Annotated in this window: 8 protein-coding genes; 1 reads left to right on the top strand and 7 read right to left on the bottom strand. The window is 68.2% G+C overall.

The window, feature by feature from the left end; genetic code table 11:
* Positions 1 to 25 precede the first annotated feature (25 nt).
* Positions 26 to 688: a TetR/AcrR family transcriptional regulator gene (locus ACGFNJ_RS30950; RefSeq protein WP_393456035.1), complete on the top strand. Its 663-nt coding sequence runs from the start codon at positions 26 to 28 to the stop codon at positions 686 to 688.
* Between the two features lie 200 nt (positions 689 to 888).
* Here the strand turns inward: ACGFNJ_RS30950 and ACGFNJ_RS30945 are convergent, their stop codons facing one another.
* From ACGFNJ_RS30945 to ACGFNJ_RS30915, 7 genes are all read right to left on the bottom strand, one after another.
* Positions 889 to 1893 carry an acyl-ACP desaturase gene (locus ACGFNJ_RS30945; protein WP_393456032.1) on the bottom strand — a complete coding sequence of 335 codons (1005 nt, stop codon included), beginning with the start codon at positions 1891 to 1893 and terminating at the stop codon, positions 889 to 891.
* A 184-nt stretch (positions 1894 to 2077) separates the two neighbouring features.
* A complete protein-coding gene (locus ACGFNJ_RS30940) occupies positions 2078 to 3640 on the bottom strand; it encodes a PfaD family polyunsaturated fatty acid/polyketide biosynthesis protein (protein ID WP_393456029.1) in 1563 nt (520 codons plus the stop codon).
* Positions 3640 to 5835, bottom strand: a complete 2196-nt coding sequence (locus tag ACGFNJ_RS30935) for a beta-ketoacyl synthase (protein WP_393456026.1) — start codon at positions 5833 to 5835, stop codon at positions 3640 to 3642. Before ACGFNJ_RS30935 ends, ACGFNJ_RS30940 begins: the two co-directional genes overlap by 1 nt.
* Positions 5832 to 12305, bottom strand: coding sequence for an SDR family NAD(P)-dependent oxidoreductase (locus ACGFNJ_RS30930; RefSeq protein WP_393456023.1), 6474 nt, complete (start codon positions 12303 to 12305; stop codon positions 5832 to 5834). The genes ACGFNJ_RS30935 and ACGFNJ_RS30930 overlap by 4 nt, the downstream gene beginning before the upstream one ends.
* 30 nt (positions 12306 to 12335) lie before the next feature.
* Entirely contained in the window at positions 12336 to 12941 is a 606-nt protein-coding gene (locus ACGFNJ_RS30925) for an SGNH/GDSL hydrolase family protein (RefSeq protein WP_393456020.1), read from the bottom strand.
* A complete protein-coding gene (locus ACGFNJ_RS30920) occupies positions 12938 to 14188 on the bottom strand; it encodes an NAD(P)/FAD-dependent oxidoreductase (protein WP_393456017.1) in 1251 nt (416 codons plus the stop codon). The genes ACGFNJ_RS30925 and ACGFNJ_RS30920 overlap by 4 nt, the downstream gene beginning before the upstream one ends.
* Positions 14189 to 14292: 104 nt before the next feature.
* Positions 14293 to 15960: an AMP-dependent synthetase/ligase gene (locus ACGFNJ_RS30915; RefSeq protein ID WP_393456014.1), complete on the bottom strand. Its 1668-nt coding sequence runs from the start codon at positions 15958 to 15960 to the stop codon at positions 14293 to 14295.
* Between the last annotated feature and the right edge of the window lie 134 nt (positions 15961 to 16094).

The following is a 16094-nucleotide window of genomic DNA, read 5'->3' as shown; positions in this document are numbered from 1 at the left end:
AGGTACCTAAGTTAGGCTGGTGCTCGTGAGTTTCCAGCGGGCGCGAACCGAAGAGCAGCGGGAGATCCGCCGACGGGCGATCCTCGACATGGCATCGGCGATGCTCGACGAGATGCCGGTGGCCGCGGTCACCCTGAACGAGCTCAGCCGCCGGGTAGGCCTGGCGAAACCGAACGTGCTGCGCTACTTCGAGTCTCGTGAGGCGGTGCTGCTGGAACTGCTGGACCACTTCCTGCGGGAGTGGCTGACGGAACTGGCAGACGAGTTGGCCGCGGGCGTCGACCAAAATCTGCCCATGGCCGAGCGAGCGACAGCGGTGGCCGAGATCCTCAGCCGCTCACTCTCCGACCGAGTGGTGATGTGCGACCTCATCGGCGCACAAGGCAGCGTCCTGGAACACAACGTCTCCGTCGAGGTCGTCACCCGCTACAAGCGCGCCACCCTGGATCGCCTGACCACCATGACCGCCCTGCTCCAGCAGTACCTGCCGGAACTCGGCGAGAACGCGACACTGTTCAGCCTGCAAACCATGGTCATGGCCGGCGCCCTCTCGGCGTACAGCACACCCCCACCCAGCCTGCAGGCGGCCTACCAGGCCGAGCCCGACTTGGCCCGCTTCCACTTGGAGCTGAAGGACTACTTGAAGGCGGCCCTCACCGCAACCCTCCTGGGCGTGCTCCCCCGCTGACGTGCGTTGCTCTGGACAGGCCGAACCTCGGTATTTCTCGAGCTCAGACAATGGAGGAGCCGGGGTGCCCCAGCTCGGGCCGCTGGCCCTGGCCACTTCGTAGGCGCCGACCGATGTGTTGCGACCACTTGTCACGCAGAATGCGTCGGCGCCGAGGAACGACGCCGACGCATTCGACGGCAACTGCTGGCTGAGCGAACTCAGACCATGGTTGTCGTGAGAGCCGAGGAGTCGCGGCGGCTGGCCTGCCGCGCGGCGATGCGGTCGCGGCGCTCCTCGAACTTGAGCATGTCGCGCTCGTACTTGGCCAGGAAGGCGGCGAGCTTCTCGCGGGTCTGTTCGCCCTCGGCGGTGAAGTCGGTGCGCTCGAAGATCTTCCAGATCCGCAGCACCGGCATCACCACGTCCTCGAGATGCTGGCGCATGTCGTAGATGCCGTGCTTGGCCATCAGCGCGCCGTACCTGCGGAAGTTCGGGTTCTCCGCGCCGGGCATCTGGAAGTTCATCAGGATCAGCGAGATCGCTTCCAGCGCCTGGTCTGGCGCCAGGTCCAGGGCGGCACCACACATGTTCCGGTAGAAGATCATGTGCAGGTTCTCGTCGGCCGCGATGCGCTGCAGCATCTTGTCGGCGATCGCGTCGTTGCACACGCGGCCGGTGTTGCGGTGGCTGAGCCGGGTGGCCAGTTCCTGGAAGGTCACATAGGCGACGCCGAGCATGAACCCGGCCTCGGGAATGCTGCTGGTGTCGACGACCGCGTCCTGTGCCATGGACAGCGGGTCGAAGCCGGTGGTCATCGCCGCCATCCTGGCGCGCTCCAGCTCCACCGGATCGACACCGCGGGTGACGACCAGGTAGTCGCGCATGACGATCCCGTGCCGGTTCTCCTCGGCCGTCCAGCGCCCGACCCAGGTCCCCCACGCACCGTCCTGCGAGAAGTTCTCGGCGATCACCCGGTGATAGGACGGCAGATTGTCTTCGGTGAGCAGATTGGTGATCATCGCCGCTTTGGCGACGTCCGACAGCTTCGACTGCTCCGGATCCCAGTCGACTCCGCCCATCGCAGCGAAGTTGCGGCCCTCGTCCCACGGCACGTAATCGTGCGGATGCCACTCCTTCGCCATCGACAGGTGCCGATGCACATTGGCCTCGGCAACCGGCTCCAGCTCCGTCAGCAGCTCGAGCTGGGTGAGACGTCGCCCCATTTCCGTTACCCCTCAGTCTGTTTGGCTAGTTTCAGCGCAGGACCGAGTGGGTCCGTCGGCGCGATAACCTCCGCGAGCCTACGGATCCGTAGGTGGCAAATCAACCAGCGATTGTTGCGCAGGATGCACCACTGTTCGCCGAGGTAGTGACACTATCGATCGACGAACGGTGCGCGTTACCGTTTCAGCGTCGCGGCAGCGGTCGTGGCACGAATCGCGTGCAGTCGGCGGGCAGTCGCACACCCGCGGTGCGAAGCTGGGCGATCCGAGTGAGATACGCTGCGCCGAGCATCATTTGGTCGGCGATGTCGGCAACCTGCCGGTTACTGAGCGCAGCCAGGTACGTTCCGGCGACCCAATTGTTGAACCCACCCATGGCCGGACCGCACCACACCTGATAGTCGGTCACCCGATCCGCGTCGCCGCGAATACTCCAGCCGGACGACAGCCCGAGGTACCACCGGAACACCAAGGCCATCTTGCGTTTCGGATCCTCGGCGGCGCCGACCAGCTGAGCCGGGTCCCGCTCGGTGAAGTACGTGACGCAGTCCTGCCAGACGACCTCCAGCGGACGCCGGAACAGTGTCGCCTCGAGATCGGCACGCAGATCCGCTGGGATGTCCTCGATTCCGGCGTACGCGCGGTAGGTGTCGTACAACCGCTGCGCGCGGGATGCGAACATGGTGCCCCTGCGCAACACCTGCACCTGCACGCCGAGTTCGAACATGTCCGACGACGGCGCCATCGTGCAGTCCGCGAAATCCGCCTTGGCCAGCAGCTGTTTGGTCGTCTCGCACTGGGCCGCCTCGCGGGTGGCCTGGTTGATCGAGCCGGTCACGACATACGCGGCGCCGAGCGCGAAGGCCGCGGCGGCCGCAGCGGGCGTGCCGATCCCGCCAGCCGCGCCGATCCGGACCGCCGCTGCCGCGGGCAGCGTGCTGCGGTCGCGGGCCGCGATCAGCTCCGGCAACAGCACGAGCAGCGGCCTGCGGTCGGTGTGGCCGCCCGAATCCGCTTCCGCGGTGATGTCGTCCGCCATCGGCACCTGCTCGGCCAGCCGCGCTTGCGTTGCGGTCACCGCGCCCGCGGCGACCAGACTGCGCACCAACTGTTCGGGTGGCGGACGCAGGAACGGCTCGGCGACCTCGACCCGAGACACCTTGGCGATCAACCGGTTCCGCACCTCGAGCTGACCGTGTCGATCCACCCCGAGCCCCGCCACCCGGTACCGGACGACCTCGGCGGTGAGGCCCATGAACGCGGACGCCTCGACACACCGCACCTCGTGACGCAGGCAGGAATCGACGATCGCCCGCTCCAGCGCCGATTCGGTGGGACTGTGAATAAGGTTGCAGGCAAAGGGTTTACCTACCAGGGTCTTGGCAAGTTCACCGAGAGCCGCATCCACCGCCGCGGGAGTGACGCCCGCAGCGCCATAGGACGCAAGGTAACCGGCGTTCGCCATCGCCACCACCATTGCCGGTGCGGCGATCCCATTGGCCATGGCGCCAGCCGCATACCCCGCCCGCACCCCGTGTGCCAGCTGGAACTGCCTGTCACCGAGCAACTCCGGCGGCAGCGGCGCGACCGCGGTCAGCACCTGCGCGCGTGCCGCGACCGCCGGGTCCGAGGTGGCGCCGATCCGGCCGCCGCTGCGCACGAACCAGCACGGCTGCCGCACGTCGAGCAGCAGGGCGGTGATGTCGTCCGCCGTGACCGCGAGGACATCGGTCCGAGCCGTGGTCATCAGCGGTCCTTCCGCTCGCCGAGTTCGACTGCGAGGTCGATGAGTTCGTAGATACGCAACCCCGGCTTCCACAGCGAACCGTCCGCGATGACGGTGACGCCGTGCGAGCCGCGCCGGACTTCCTTGATGTGCGCCCCCAGCTCCACCGTGCCGTCGGTGGGCAGGAACTGGCCGCGATAGCGCCAGCTGAAGGCGATATCGCTCGGGATACGGAAGACCGGATCGCGGAGGGTGTCCGCGAATCCGGCGTCGAGCAGCCACTCTTGGAGCGCATGGATGACCGACTCGACGCCGAGCGAACCCGGGATCACCGGATCGAGGTGGAAATGCCGGTCGAAGTACCAGTCCGACCCGTCGATCTCGCGCAGCGAATGCAGGTACCCTGCCTCGTATTTGCCGCCGCCGTCGACCACGTCGATCCCGTCGATCAGCGTCAGCGTGCGGCGGGCGCACAGCGGCGCATGCGGGTCGGCCCGGCGGGCGGCGACGTCGATGCGGCGGATCCGCGCGTCCGGGTGTTCGTCCAGCCAGGTCGGCGCCGCCCGCCCGGCGTCGAGGCCGGTCTGGTTCGCGAGCGCCTCGTCGCTGAAGTAGCCGAACATGGTCTCGCCCGCGTAGAACGGTTCGCCGTCCACGCTCAGCGTGTAGTCGAACGTCTGCAGTGACGAGCCGGGCAGAATCGTCGTCGACAGCAGCCGGGACGATTGTTCGATCGTCTTGTCCCGCAGGTCGATCTGCCGCAGCACCGTTGCCGTACCGCCGAGGTTGCGCAAGCTCAGCGTGACACCGGGTTGGGTGAGCGTCGGTCCCGCGTAGTAGCCCATGAGCAGCGCTGCCTGCAGCGAGGTCTCCATGTAGACGAAGTGCGGCATGGACTCGTTGGCGGTGTCGGCGTAGTACCAGGAGTCTGCGGGCGAGTCGTACTCGGTCCGATAGGAAGCGGCGTCCAATTGACCACGCGTGCCGTCGAATTCGAGCACCCGGTCGACCAGCAGCAGACCGCCGGTCGGCAGCCTCGTTGCGCGGACCCCGGTGTATTCCGCGAATTCCGGCCCCATCGCAATGGATTGGTCGCCGCGCGAGAGGTGGGTCATGTGGAACTCGTTGAGCAGCAGGCTCGGCACGGCTTGCCCCGGACCGACGCCGGTGCCCGCGGGTTCGACGGCGGTCACCGTGACCTGCCACTTCCCCTGCACCCCAATGACCTTCGCCGTTGCGGTGACGTGCGGCCTCGGCACCAGGTCGATGGCGGTAACGACGAGCTCCACCGACGCACCGACCAGTGACCCGGTGTTCCCCGCACTACCACTGTGCGATACGGCAAAGGTGCTCCCCGACAAGCACAGTGGGATTCCGGTGAACAGGGCGAACACCTCGGCCGCCTGGACGGCTGCCGCGCCAGGATCGCCGTCGAACCGCGCAACCACCCGACCGCGACCCGTACCGCCGTACAACTCGATCGTCGTGACCTCGGTGAGAACCAGAGTTCCCGCCGTCGCCAACCGCGCTGCGGTGACAACACCCGGCCGGTAGTGTCCGGCACCGAAGACATCGACGACGTCACCCTCGGTGAGGAGCCGCAGCGCCTCCGCGTCCAAACTGGTGCGTTGCGTGCGCGCCAGCGGCTTGAAGGCGTGCTCTGCCGCCGCGACGCCACTGCCGCTCGCGTACACACCACTCGCACCGTTAATCGATTCACCGGCCCCTTGCAGGCCGTTGCTGGTCCGACTTCCGGTGTGTCCGCCGATCGGACCAGTAGCCGCGCCGACCGTCGCGGCGGAACCGGCGACGGTCGAACGCATCGCCCGCTCCCACACGGCACGCTGCAACGCGACCTGCGCCGCCAAGGCGGCACGATGTGCTCCGACGACGCCAGCACGAACCTCGCTGAGCGGGCCCGCGATTCGGCCCGCCGCGCCTGTGGTCCCCGTCGAGACCGGGACCGTTGCGCCCGCTTCGTCGCGACGCGAGCCATCCACTGCGGCCGGGGACGGCTCGCCCCGGTCATTTTGGGCGTAGGCACCCACTACGTCTCGGGACGACTCGGCCGCTGGTTCGCTTTGCCGTGACGGCACCGGCATTTGCTCGCCACCATCCAACACAACGGCCTGCGCCGCGCCTCTCGCCTGGGCCACTTCCGGTGCCGGCGCCCCTGTCGGGTCGAACGGAATTCCGTCGAACTCGAGAACTGTCATGCCATCCACCGCCTCACCGAGGTCTGAAACTTCGCTGTCAGATCCGGAGTCGTCACCACGGTGACGTCCGAGAAACGCTGCAGCACTGTGCCGTCCGCCGTGACGGCGGTGGCGTCGATGCGGGCATCGACGATGCCTGCGCGCGGGTTGTCCACGACGAGCACGAACGGCTCGTCCGTGGGGAGCGGACGGTAGTAGTCGATCCGACCGACCCCGAGGGGAAGGCAAGCGGCACCGAGGATTCGGTGGCCGAGGACCGGTGGCCCCTGCAGGATCAGGTCAGCAAGGACCGGATCGTGCATGCGGCCCGCGTAGGCACCGTGCGCTACCCGGCTTGCAGGCAGCGCGCAGTCGAAGACGATGGCCTCCTCGGAGACCACGCGAATCTGCCGCAGGCCTTGGAGTGCGGGCGCGTGGAACTGGATGGCGTGCCGATAGATATCGACGACGCTGTCCTGCCCTCGCGGAATCACCATGGCGGGCGGCTCATCGGCGTCGGTGCCGAGCAGCAGCGTCGCCCGGAAGCGCAATGCGTTCTCGCAGCGAATGTTCGCCTCGACCGTGGTTCGGCCATCGCCGGCGACGCCGGGGAGCAGTTCGAGCTCGAGCTGGTCCACCGGATGGTCGAACACGATGCCCTTGAGCACCTGGAAGTCCCTGACCCCCAGCACAGTTCGACCGGGCAGCGTGCGCTCGGCAAGGTTGATCAGCGCGCCGATGCCGAACGTGGCGGGCAGCACGATGTGCTCGCCGATGCGGTGCGCCGCGATGACCGGCTCCTCGATGAGCCCGGTGATGCGCCGCTCAGCACAGAGGGCCGCCGGTGCCGCCGCATTGTCGCCGGACAGTCCGTTCGCCGGACCGATCAGCACCACGGTGTCCGCGCTGCGCTCCGCCGTGAACTGTTCGGTGAACGCCGCCGCACCCACCTCGGGGTCGAGCAGCGTGATGTCGCGCGCCCGGAAGTGTTCCCGGAGTTCAGGAGTCACCATCCCGCCGTCCCAGGCGCCCCAGTCGATCGCGGTGACATGGCAGTCGGGATGCTGCCGCCGCCAGCTCACCGCGAACCGCGACAGTGCCTCGTTCGCGGCCGCGTAGTCGGCCTGTCCGGCATTGCCGAACAATCCCGCGACCGAGGTGAACAGCACCAGGTGCCGCAGTGCACCGAGTGCGTCGAGCACCGTGGCCAGGCCGGTCAGCTTGGGATCCAGTACCCGCCCGATGGATTCGGCCGTCTTGTCGGTGATCATCGAGTCGGCGAGCACACCGGCACCGTGCACGACACCGGTGATGCTGTCGCGCCACGGCGCGAGCGCGGCACGCACCGCCGCCGCATCGGTGGCATCGACGGCGAGATACTCTGCGCGCGAACCCAATTCGGCCAGCGTGGCGCGAACCTCGCGGGCAGCACGCACACCAGCAACGGCGCGCTCGATATCACGCGGCTTGGCGCCGGTGGCGACCAATGCCCGTACCGCTGCGGGCTTGAGTTCGGCATCGGCCACCCCAGTCGCCCAGTCCGGTTCCGGTGTCAGCTCGGATCGACCGAGGAGAACGAACCGCGCGGAACTGCGCTGCGCCAGCGCCAGCACACAGGTCGCGGTGACGCCCCGCGCGCCGCCGGTGACGAGCAGAACATCCGCTGCGGTGAGCAGACTCGCTTGCTGCTCAGCACCTGCCACCACTGGACTGATCGAGCGTGCAGGCGCATGGGCGCTGGGAACTATCGTCCGCCGGTCCCCCGCCATGCTGATCCCGACTTCGAGGGTGTCGCGCGCCGCGTCGAACAGCTCGGCGGTGACCAGCTCGGCCAACCGATCCGAGGTGGCCGCCGGTTCGACGTCCAACGCCCGGCAGAACAGTGTGGGCTGTTCGGCCGCAAGGGTTTTCACGACACCACCGACGCCGCCGAGCAGCGCCGAGACCGGGTCGGCGTCCCCGAGGAAGCCGAGTCCACCATCCAGCCTGCTGACCGTGACGAAAGCAGTTCGGCCCTCGACGTGCCGCCACAGCGGCACCACCCGCCCGGCGGCCAGGACGGTCTCGCTGAGCCGTTGCCGTGCCACCGTCCAGTCGGCGGACCCGCCGACCAGGACGAGACAGACATCAACGGCTTCGAGCTCGCCCAAGTCGACGGCCGCCCGGGCACCCGCGACGCCGACCCGCCTGACAGTCCAGCCGAGCTCGGCAAGCGCGGATTCGATGGCAACACAATCCGATTCGCTGTCCCCGGTGAGATCGAGGAGTGCGACCTGAGCACCGTCCCGGTAGGGCGCGACGGCCCGGTCCAGCGCAGGCAGGGTGATCAGTTCGACGGCGTGCCGCGGCGTTTCGGCCGCGGCGTCAGCTTTTGGGTGAACATCACCGCCGATCGGCGCGGCGAGCTCGTCGACGATCTGATCCAGCGTACGGAGCGTGCCGAGTAGCTCAGGACCGAGGCTCGGTAGATCCGGAAACCGTTCCTGTAGCGCGCCGATCACCTGGACCCGCTTGATGGAGTCCACGCCGAGATCGGCTTCGAGATCCATCGTCGGATCGACCATCTCGACCGGGTAACCGGTCTTCTCCGCGACGACCTCCTGCAAGGCGCGACGCAGGGTGTCACCGGTGGGCGCACCGGCATCGGCGGACTCGGTCACAGCTTCCGACCCAACAGCGTCTCCCGCCGAGACGACAGTTCCGTTCGGAGTGGAATCCACCCCGTTCAGCGTGACATCAGCTCCGTTCAGCTCACCTTCGCCGAGCAGTTCCGCGATCTGATCGAGGGTGCGCAGCGTGCCGAGCTGTTCGGGACCGAGGTTGGGCAGGTGCGGGAACCGCTCCTGCAAAGCACCGATCACCTGGACTCGCTTGATGGAGTCCACACCGAGATCGGCTTCGAGATCCATTGTCGGATCGACCATCTCGACCGGATAGCCGGTCTTCTCGGCGACCACTTCCTGCAATGCCTGCCGCAGCGCGTCGGCGGACACCTGACCGTTGGATTCCACCACCGGCGCGGACGTGCCGTGACCATTGGCCTGGCCGCTCGCAACAACCGGGCTGGGCGAAACAACCGGTGCAGGCGAAACAACCGGAGTGGCAGGCTTTTCCGCAACGGGCGCCGCAGTGGCGACGACTGGCGCCACAGCCTGCACCGGAGGTTCAGCAACGACCGGCGCCGTCCCGATCGGCCGCCGCTCGGGCGCCGATTCGAGCGCGGGCTGCCGCTCGGATTCCACCCGCCGCGGCGCCGCCACCCGCGCTGTCGGCGCGAAACCGCTCTCCAGCTCCGCCAACTGCGCCAGCACCGCACTGGCCCGCGAATGACTTTCGCTGATCGCGACGCCGTGATCCTTCACGGCTTCGATCGCCCGCAGGGTCGCCTCGTCGAGCGCCCCGTTGCCGAGCACACCGGCCAGCCCGCGGGCCATGTCCAACTGTCCGTCGAGGAACTGGCGGTGCGTCTGCAGATGCTGCACGAGCGCACTGTCGAGTGCGTCCGCTCCTTGGTCGTAGGACTTCGGGGCTTCGTACACGGTTGTCTCCGTAGTCTCGGTGAAAGTCTTAGCCACAGCCGGTTTTTCGGGCTGGCGGTCGACCACGGTGTCGACCGGCACTGCCACGGGAACTTCGGCGGGAACTGCCGCAGGCGACTCCGCTGCCGCCAGGCGCACCTGATACCCGTCGTCGAGCGCGGCCGCGTATGCCGCGCGCCTGCTCTCCGGCACGTACTCGGGCGCCGAAATGGTCACGGTCATCGGCCGACTCGGCTGATGCCGCACCGCTGTCGGCGCGGCATGTCGATTGATCTTCTGCAGACCGAAGCCGAGCACGGCCAGCCGCACCGCCGCACGGACCAGCGCCAGATCGCTGTTGCCGATCGGCCCCGAATCCGTCGGGATCGCGATCACGTCGTCGCCGACGGTGCGCCGCACCAGCGAGGTCAGCACCTGCTTGGGCCCGAACTCGACGAACACCGTGCAGCCCGCCGCGCGCATCGCCGTCAGCGCCGCCGCGAATTCGACTGGCTTGCTGAGCTGTTCGGTGAGCAAGGCCCGGTTGGCGACGGCGTCGCTGCCGTAGTGCACCTCAGGCGTGTTCGCGTACACGGGCGCATCGGGAACCCCGATGGTCACCGTCGCGGTGGCTTTCGCGAAGGCCTCGACCGCATGCGCGACATACGGCGTGTGGAACGCACCGGATACCGGCAGCGCCCGATGCGCCACACCGCGCTCCGCGCACCGCGCGACCACGGCGGCGACGCCGTCGGTCCCGCCGCCGATCACGACCTGATCGGGCGCGTTGTGGTTGCAGATCCACACATCGTCGATGCCGGCCAGCAGCTCGTCGGCGGTCTCCCGCGCGGCGTTCAGCGCCACCATCGTGCCCGCTTCGACGCCGTCCGCCGGCGTCATCGCCGCGCCACGGGCGCGGGCCAGCCCGAAGTACTCCTCGGCGTCGAGCGCACCGGAGGCCCACAACGCGGTCAGTTCGCCGAAGCTGTGACCGAGGTAGCCATCGGCGCGGAACCCGTATTCGGTCAGCACCAGGAACTGTCCTGCCGACAGCGCGCCGATCGCCGGTTGCGCGAATTCGGTGCGCCGCAACGCGGTTTCCTGTTCGTGCGCCGTCTCCTCGTCGAAGGCGGGCGGCGGGAACACCACCGAGGACAGCCGGACCGGTGCACCCGCGAACGCGCCGTTGGCCGCGTCGAACGCCGCGCCGACGGACGGATTATTCAGCGCCGCATCCAATCCCATATCGACGTACTGGCTGCCCTGCCCGGCGAACAGCGCGCCGACCTTGCGTTCGGGCAGCGCCGCCGCCCGGAAGTACACGCCCTCAGGGTGATCCCACGCCGCGGCGTCCGGCCTGCGCATCAGCTCGTCCACCGCGAGCGTGCGCAGGTGTTCGGCGTTCTCGTCGTCCACCGACACGAAACCGATGCGCGCGTGGTCCTCCGGGATATCTCCGCCGTCGATCGGGTCGGCGTTGCACACCGCTTCGATCAGCGCGGCCGTGTCGGACGCATGCCAGAGGTGCGCCAGCGCGGTCCGATGCAGGATCGGGTCGGCCCGCCCCGCGTCTGCCTCTTCCAGCACGACATGAAAGTTGGTGCCGCCGAAGCCGAATGCCGACGCGGCGGCTCGGCGCACCGGACGCTGCGGATCACGAATCCACGGCCGGGTCCGGGTATTCACGTAGTACGGTGCGTCGGCCGCGGTGATCTCGGCGTTGGGCGCCGCGACGTTGATGGTGCCCGGCAACACCTTCTGGTGCAGCGCGAACGCCAGCTTCATCACGCTGGCCGTGCCCGCAGCGCCCTTGGTGTGCCCGATCTGCGATTTCACACTGCCGAGCGCGGCGAAGCGCGGCTCCGAAGTCGCCTCGGACAGCAGTGCTTTCAACGCGGTCAACTCGGTCTTGTCGCCGACCGGGGTGCCGGTGGCGTGCGCCTCGATCAGCGCGACGTCGGCCGGTGAGCATTCCGCGTCGGCGTAGGCACGATCGAGCGCGACCCGCTGCCCGCCCGCTCGTGGTGCGTAGATGCTCTTCGCTCGGCCGTCGCTGGACGACCCGAGTCCGCGGATCACCGCGTAGATCCGATTGCCGTCGCGCCGAGCGTCTTCCAGCCTGCGTAGCGCGAGCATCGTGATGCCTTCGCCGAGCAGCGTGCCGTTGGCATCGTCGGCGAACGGACTGATCTGCCCGCTGTCCGACAGCGCGCCCACCTTGCTGAAGCACATGTAGATGAAGATGGTGTTCTCGGTGTCGACACCGCCGGTGATCATCATGTCGGCGCGGCCGTCCTGCAACTCCGCGATCGCGGTCCGCAGCGCGGCCAGCGACGCCGCGCACGCCGCGTCGACGGTGCAGTTGATCCCGCCGAGGCCGAGCCGGTTGGCCACCCGGCCCGCGGTGATGTTGGCGAGTAGGCCGGGGAACGAATTCGCCTCCCACGGCGCGAATGCCGCAACGAACTTGTCCGCGACCGCGTCGGCGTCCTGGTCGGACAGCCCGACCGAGCGCGCCGCCTCCTTGAGCACCGGCGTCGAGAGCCGTGCCGCCAGCGGATGCATCAGCGGCACCGGCCCGGTCGTGCCGAGCACCACGCCGGTGCGGCCGGGGTCGTACCACGTCGAGTCCACCGCGCCCGCGTCGATGAGCAGGTCACGGGCCACCCCGAGGCTCAGCGTCTGCATGGTGCTCGTCACCTCGAGCTGATTGGGTGGCAGCCCGAATTCCAGTGGGTCGAACTCGATATCGGGCAGGAACGCCCCGCGGCGCGAGTACGTCTTGTCCGGGGCATCCGGATCCGCGTCGAAGTAGTCGTCGAGGTTCCAGCGCGATGCGGGCACCTCGGTGGTGCAGTCGACTCCGTCGACGATGTTCTGCCAGTACTCTCGATGGTTGTGCGCGTTGGGCAGCAGCCCGGACATCCCGACGATGGCGATCGGGTTGCGCGCCAGGCGTCTGTCGTCTGTCACGAAAGTTCCTCTCGAACCGGATGGAAAGATTCAGGCGGCGACGGTTGTCGCGGTGCGCGACGCGATCAGGTCGGCGGCGCCCGCGGCGAACAGGTGATGACCGAGCGAGCTCGGGTGCAGGCCGTCGGCGGTCCACACCTCCGGGCGCTCCCACTCCGGCTCGGCCGCGATATCCAGCAGCAGCGTGCCGGTTTCGGCGGTGACGGCGGCCAGCACCGCATTGGCGAACGCGAAGCGTTCCCGCAACAGCCCGCGGAACCCGTCCGGCACCGGAAGCCGGGCCGGGATATCCGGGTAGCTCGCGGTGAATACCGTTGCCCCGCCGGTGCGCAGAGTGTCGAACAGGGTGCCGAGGTTGCGCTCGAACCGATCCGCGTCGAAATCGCTGACCAGATCGTTCACCCCGACCACGACTCCGTAGAGTCCAGATCGCGCCGAAACCGCCTGGCGCAGTTGCCGTTCGAGCACCACGCTGGTGGTGGCGCCGTGCACGCCGAGGTTGCGCACCGTCGCGGGCCGCAGACCGAGCTGCCCGCCGAGCCGAGGCACCCAACCGCGGTAGCCGCCGCCGGCCGCGGCGTCGCCGCGGCCTTCGACGAAGCTGTCACCCAGGGCGGTTAGGCCGGGGGTGCTCACGCGGTCACTCCGTCCTTGGTGACATGCCGTGCCGCCGCGGGGAAGTCGACCTTCTCGTACAGTGCGGCGAGCTCTTCCTCGCCGAAGTACTTGTCCGGCGAGTAGATTCCGGCGATCAGCCCGAAGAAGCCCTTGGTGTACTCCGCGTCGTAGCTGGTGGCGCGGAACACCGAGTCGTAGTACGGCGTCAGCGAGAGCTCCGAAATGCTCTGCGTCAGTTCGTAAGTGCTTGCGCTCTGCGCGTCACGCTCGCGCTCGTACTCGGCGAGCGCGTCGTCCATCGGGCGGGCGCCGGACAGGCCGTCGTGCACCAGGTCGGCCAGTAGCTGGGCGTATTTGAAGGCGTCGGTGATGCCCCAGCCGGTGAACGGATCCTTGTGGTAGCCCGCGTCGCCGACGAGCGCCCAGCCGGGGCCGAAGGAGCGGCGGCGGTAGTTGTCCGGGTAGAGCATCGGCCGGAACTGCTCCACGCGCTTGCCCGTATCACGCAGGCGCGCACCGAGTTCCGGGTCGATCTGGCTGACGATCTCCTGCACGCCCGCGTCCGGATCGGTGCGGAAGTCGCGGAACCGGTCCCGCTTGCGCATCACCGCGACCAGCGACAGGTCGTCGTTGGTCGGCCAGGCCGCGAACTGCTGCTCGTTGAAACCGGTGCGATGCTGCATGCCCCAGTCGACGCCCTCGTAGTACGAGTAGTAGATGAAGCAGGCCGCCGGGGACCCCTCGTAGACCTCGGCGCCGACCGCCTTGGCGACCGTCGAATTCGATCCGTCCGCACCGATCACCAGCTTCGCGCGGAACTCCTGCTCGGCGCCGTCGCCGACCTGGCCGCGGATGCCCGTCACCTGGTCACCGTCGAAAGTCAGCTCGGTGACGGTGAATCCGTTGATGACCTCGACACCGGCCTCGCCCGCCGCATCGACCAGGATCTTGTCGAGCACGGTGCGCCGCGGGCAGTACACGGCGTCGATGCCGTCGGCCGACACGTCGGCGAAGCCGTTGATCACGATGTCGGTGTAGGAGAAGTTCAGGTGCCGGATCGCCGGGGTGCCGGAGGCGATCACCTGGTCGAGCAGGCCCCACGACTTCAGGAAGCCGAGCCCGGCCTGGTGGATGTAGTGCGTCGATGGGGTGTCACTCGGGAAGGTGGCGCGGTCCACGGCGAGGACGCGGTAGCCCTTCCTGGCGAGCAGCATGGCCAGCGGGGAACCCGCGACCCGAGTTCCGACAACGATGACGTCGTACATGTTCGCATCACTTTCCGGTAGTCGAATTCCGATGTCGAGTCTGTGGGCCGCGCGGGGTGGGAACCACCGCGCGCAGCCGTAATTCATCGGGCGATCGGCCCCGCCTATACAGCGGGTGTGCGGGCCCGATACAGGTGGTCGATGTCGGCGGCGTAGGCGTCGGCAATGGCGACGCGCCGCAGTTTTCGTGACGAGGTCAACAATCCGTCCTCGACCGTGAAATCACCGTCGACGATCCGGAACGCGCGAATCGACTCGGCGCGGGAGACAAGGGAATTCGCGTCGTCGACCGCCGACTGGATGGCGTCGGCGAGTTCGCCGTCCGGCGTCGCCGCTTGCCAGCGTTGCACCTGGACCGGGTCGACGGTCACCAGCGCGGTGACGAAGTCGCGGCCGTCACCGATGACCATGCAGTTGCTCACCAACGGGTGCAACCGGACCCGGTCCTCCAGCGGCGCGGGCGCGACATTCTTGCCGCCGGAGGTCACCAGGATCTCCTTCTTCCGGCCGGTGATCCGGAGGTAGCCGTCGGCATCGAGTTCACCGAGATCGCCGGTGTGCAGCCAACCTTCGTCGTCAACCGTTGCCTGGTCCGCGGCCGCACCCCAGTAGCCGGGCGAGACGTGCGGACCGGCGACCAGCACCTCACCATCGGTCTCCGCAATAGCCACCGAGGTGCCGGGGATCGGCTTGCCGACCGTGCCGAGCCGGTTGGTCTCCGGCGCACTGACCGTGACCGCGGTCGCCGCCTCGGTGAGCCCGTAGCAGTTCAGCAGCACCACACCGAATCCCGCGTAGAAGCCGCTGGTCGAATCGTCCAGCGACGCACCGCCGGAGATGACATAGCGCAACCGGCCGCCGAGCGCAGCCGCCACCGCGTGCCCGGACACCTCGGGTGTCGTCTGCGCGCGCAACAACTCCAGGCCGCAGGCCACCGCATCCTGCTCCTGCGTGCCCGTCAGCATGGTGCGGCAGTACTTGCGAATCTTCTCCAGCCCGAACGGGATCAGCGCGAGGAAGGTCGGGCGCAGCGTCGGCAGCACCGGAACCAGGTCGGGAATGCCAGGCAGCAGATGCGTCCGGCTACCGCCGAACAGGCAGGCGAACAGGATGGTCTGACCGAACACATGCGACAGCGGCAGCGCGAGCACCGTTGTGCCGTCGAACATCTCGCCGGCCTGGCGCACCGTGTTCGCCGACGAGACGAACATGTTCCGGTGGGTGATCAAGCAGCCCTTGGACACGCCGGTCGTGCCGCTGGTGTACACGATCATCGCCAGATCGTCGGCACGCACCGCCGCGATGCGCGCGTCCAGCGCGGGATCGACCGCGCCGCTTGCCCATTCGGCCAGCTGCGGGAAGGTCCACACGTCGCCTGCGCCTGCCACACGCAGGCGTTCGGCGTCCGTGTCGTCCTCGGCCGCGAAAAACGCGCTGCCGCTGTCGGTCAGGATGTGCTCGATCTGCACCGCGGAGGAGGTCGGGTACACCGGAACCACCACGGCGCCGAGCGCGAGCAACGCGCCGTCGAGCAAGGTCCATTCCAGGCTGGTGCGGCCGAGGATCGCCACGCGATCCCCCGCGACCACCCCGCGCGCGGCCAGGGCTGCGGCCAGCGCGCGGGCCTGCCGATCGACATCGGCGCACGTGAGTTGCGTTCCGTCCGCACCGCACAGGGAAGGCCGTTGCGGGTGTTCGGCGGCCGCACCGGATATCACCGAGTACAAACTCGCGTCGTCCGGAAGATCGATACCATTCTCGGTGCTGGACACCGCGGTGACAGACGCCTGGGGACGGCGGCCGGCGGAGCCGGCGGGGTGGGTAAACATTGTGTTCACAATGTCGAATTCTGGTCGCTGGTATTCGATTACCGTATCGGCGATATCGCGGTTCCTACCGCGCGAAT

It is taken from the genome of Nocardia sp. NPDC049149, assembly GCF_043197455.1.
Taxonomy (GTDB): Bacteria; Actinomycetota; Actinomycetes; order Mycobacteriales; family Mycobacteriaceae; genus Nocardia.
The sequence above is the reverse complement of the archived record's forward strand: the minus strand, read 5'-3'. Positions and strand labels throughout refer to the sequence as shown.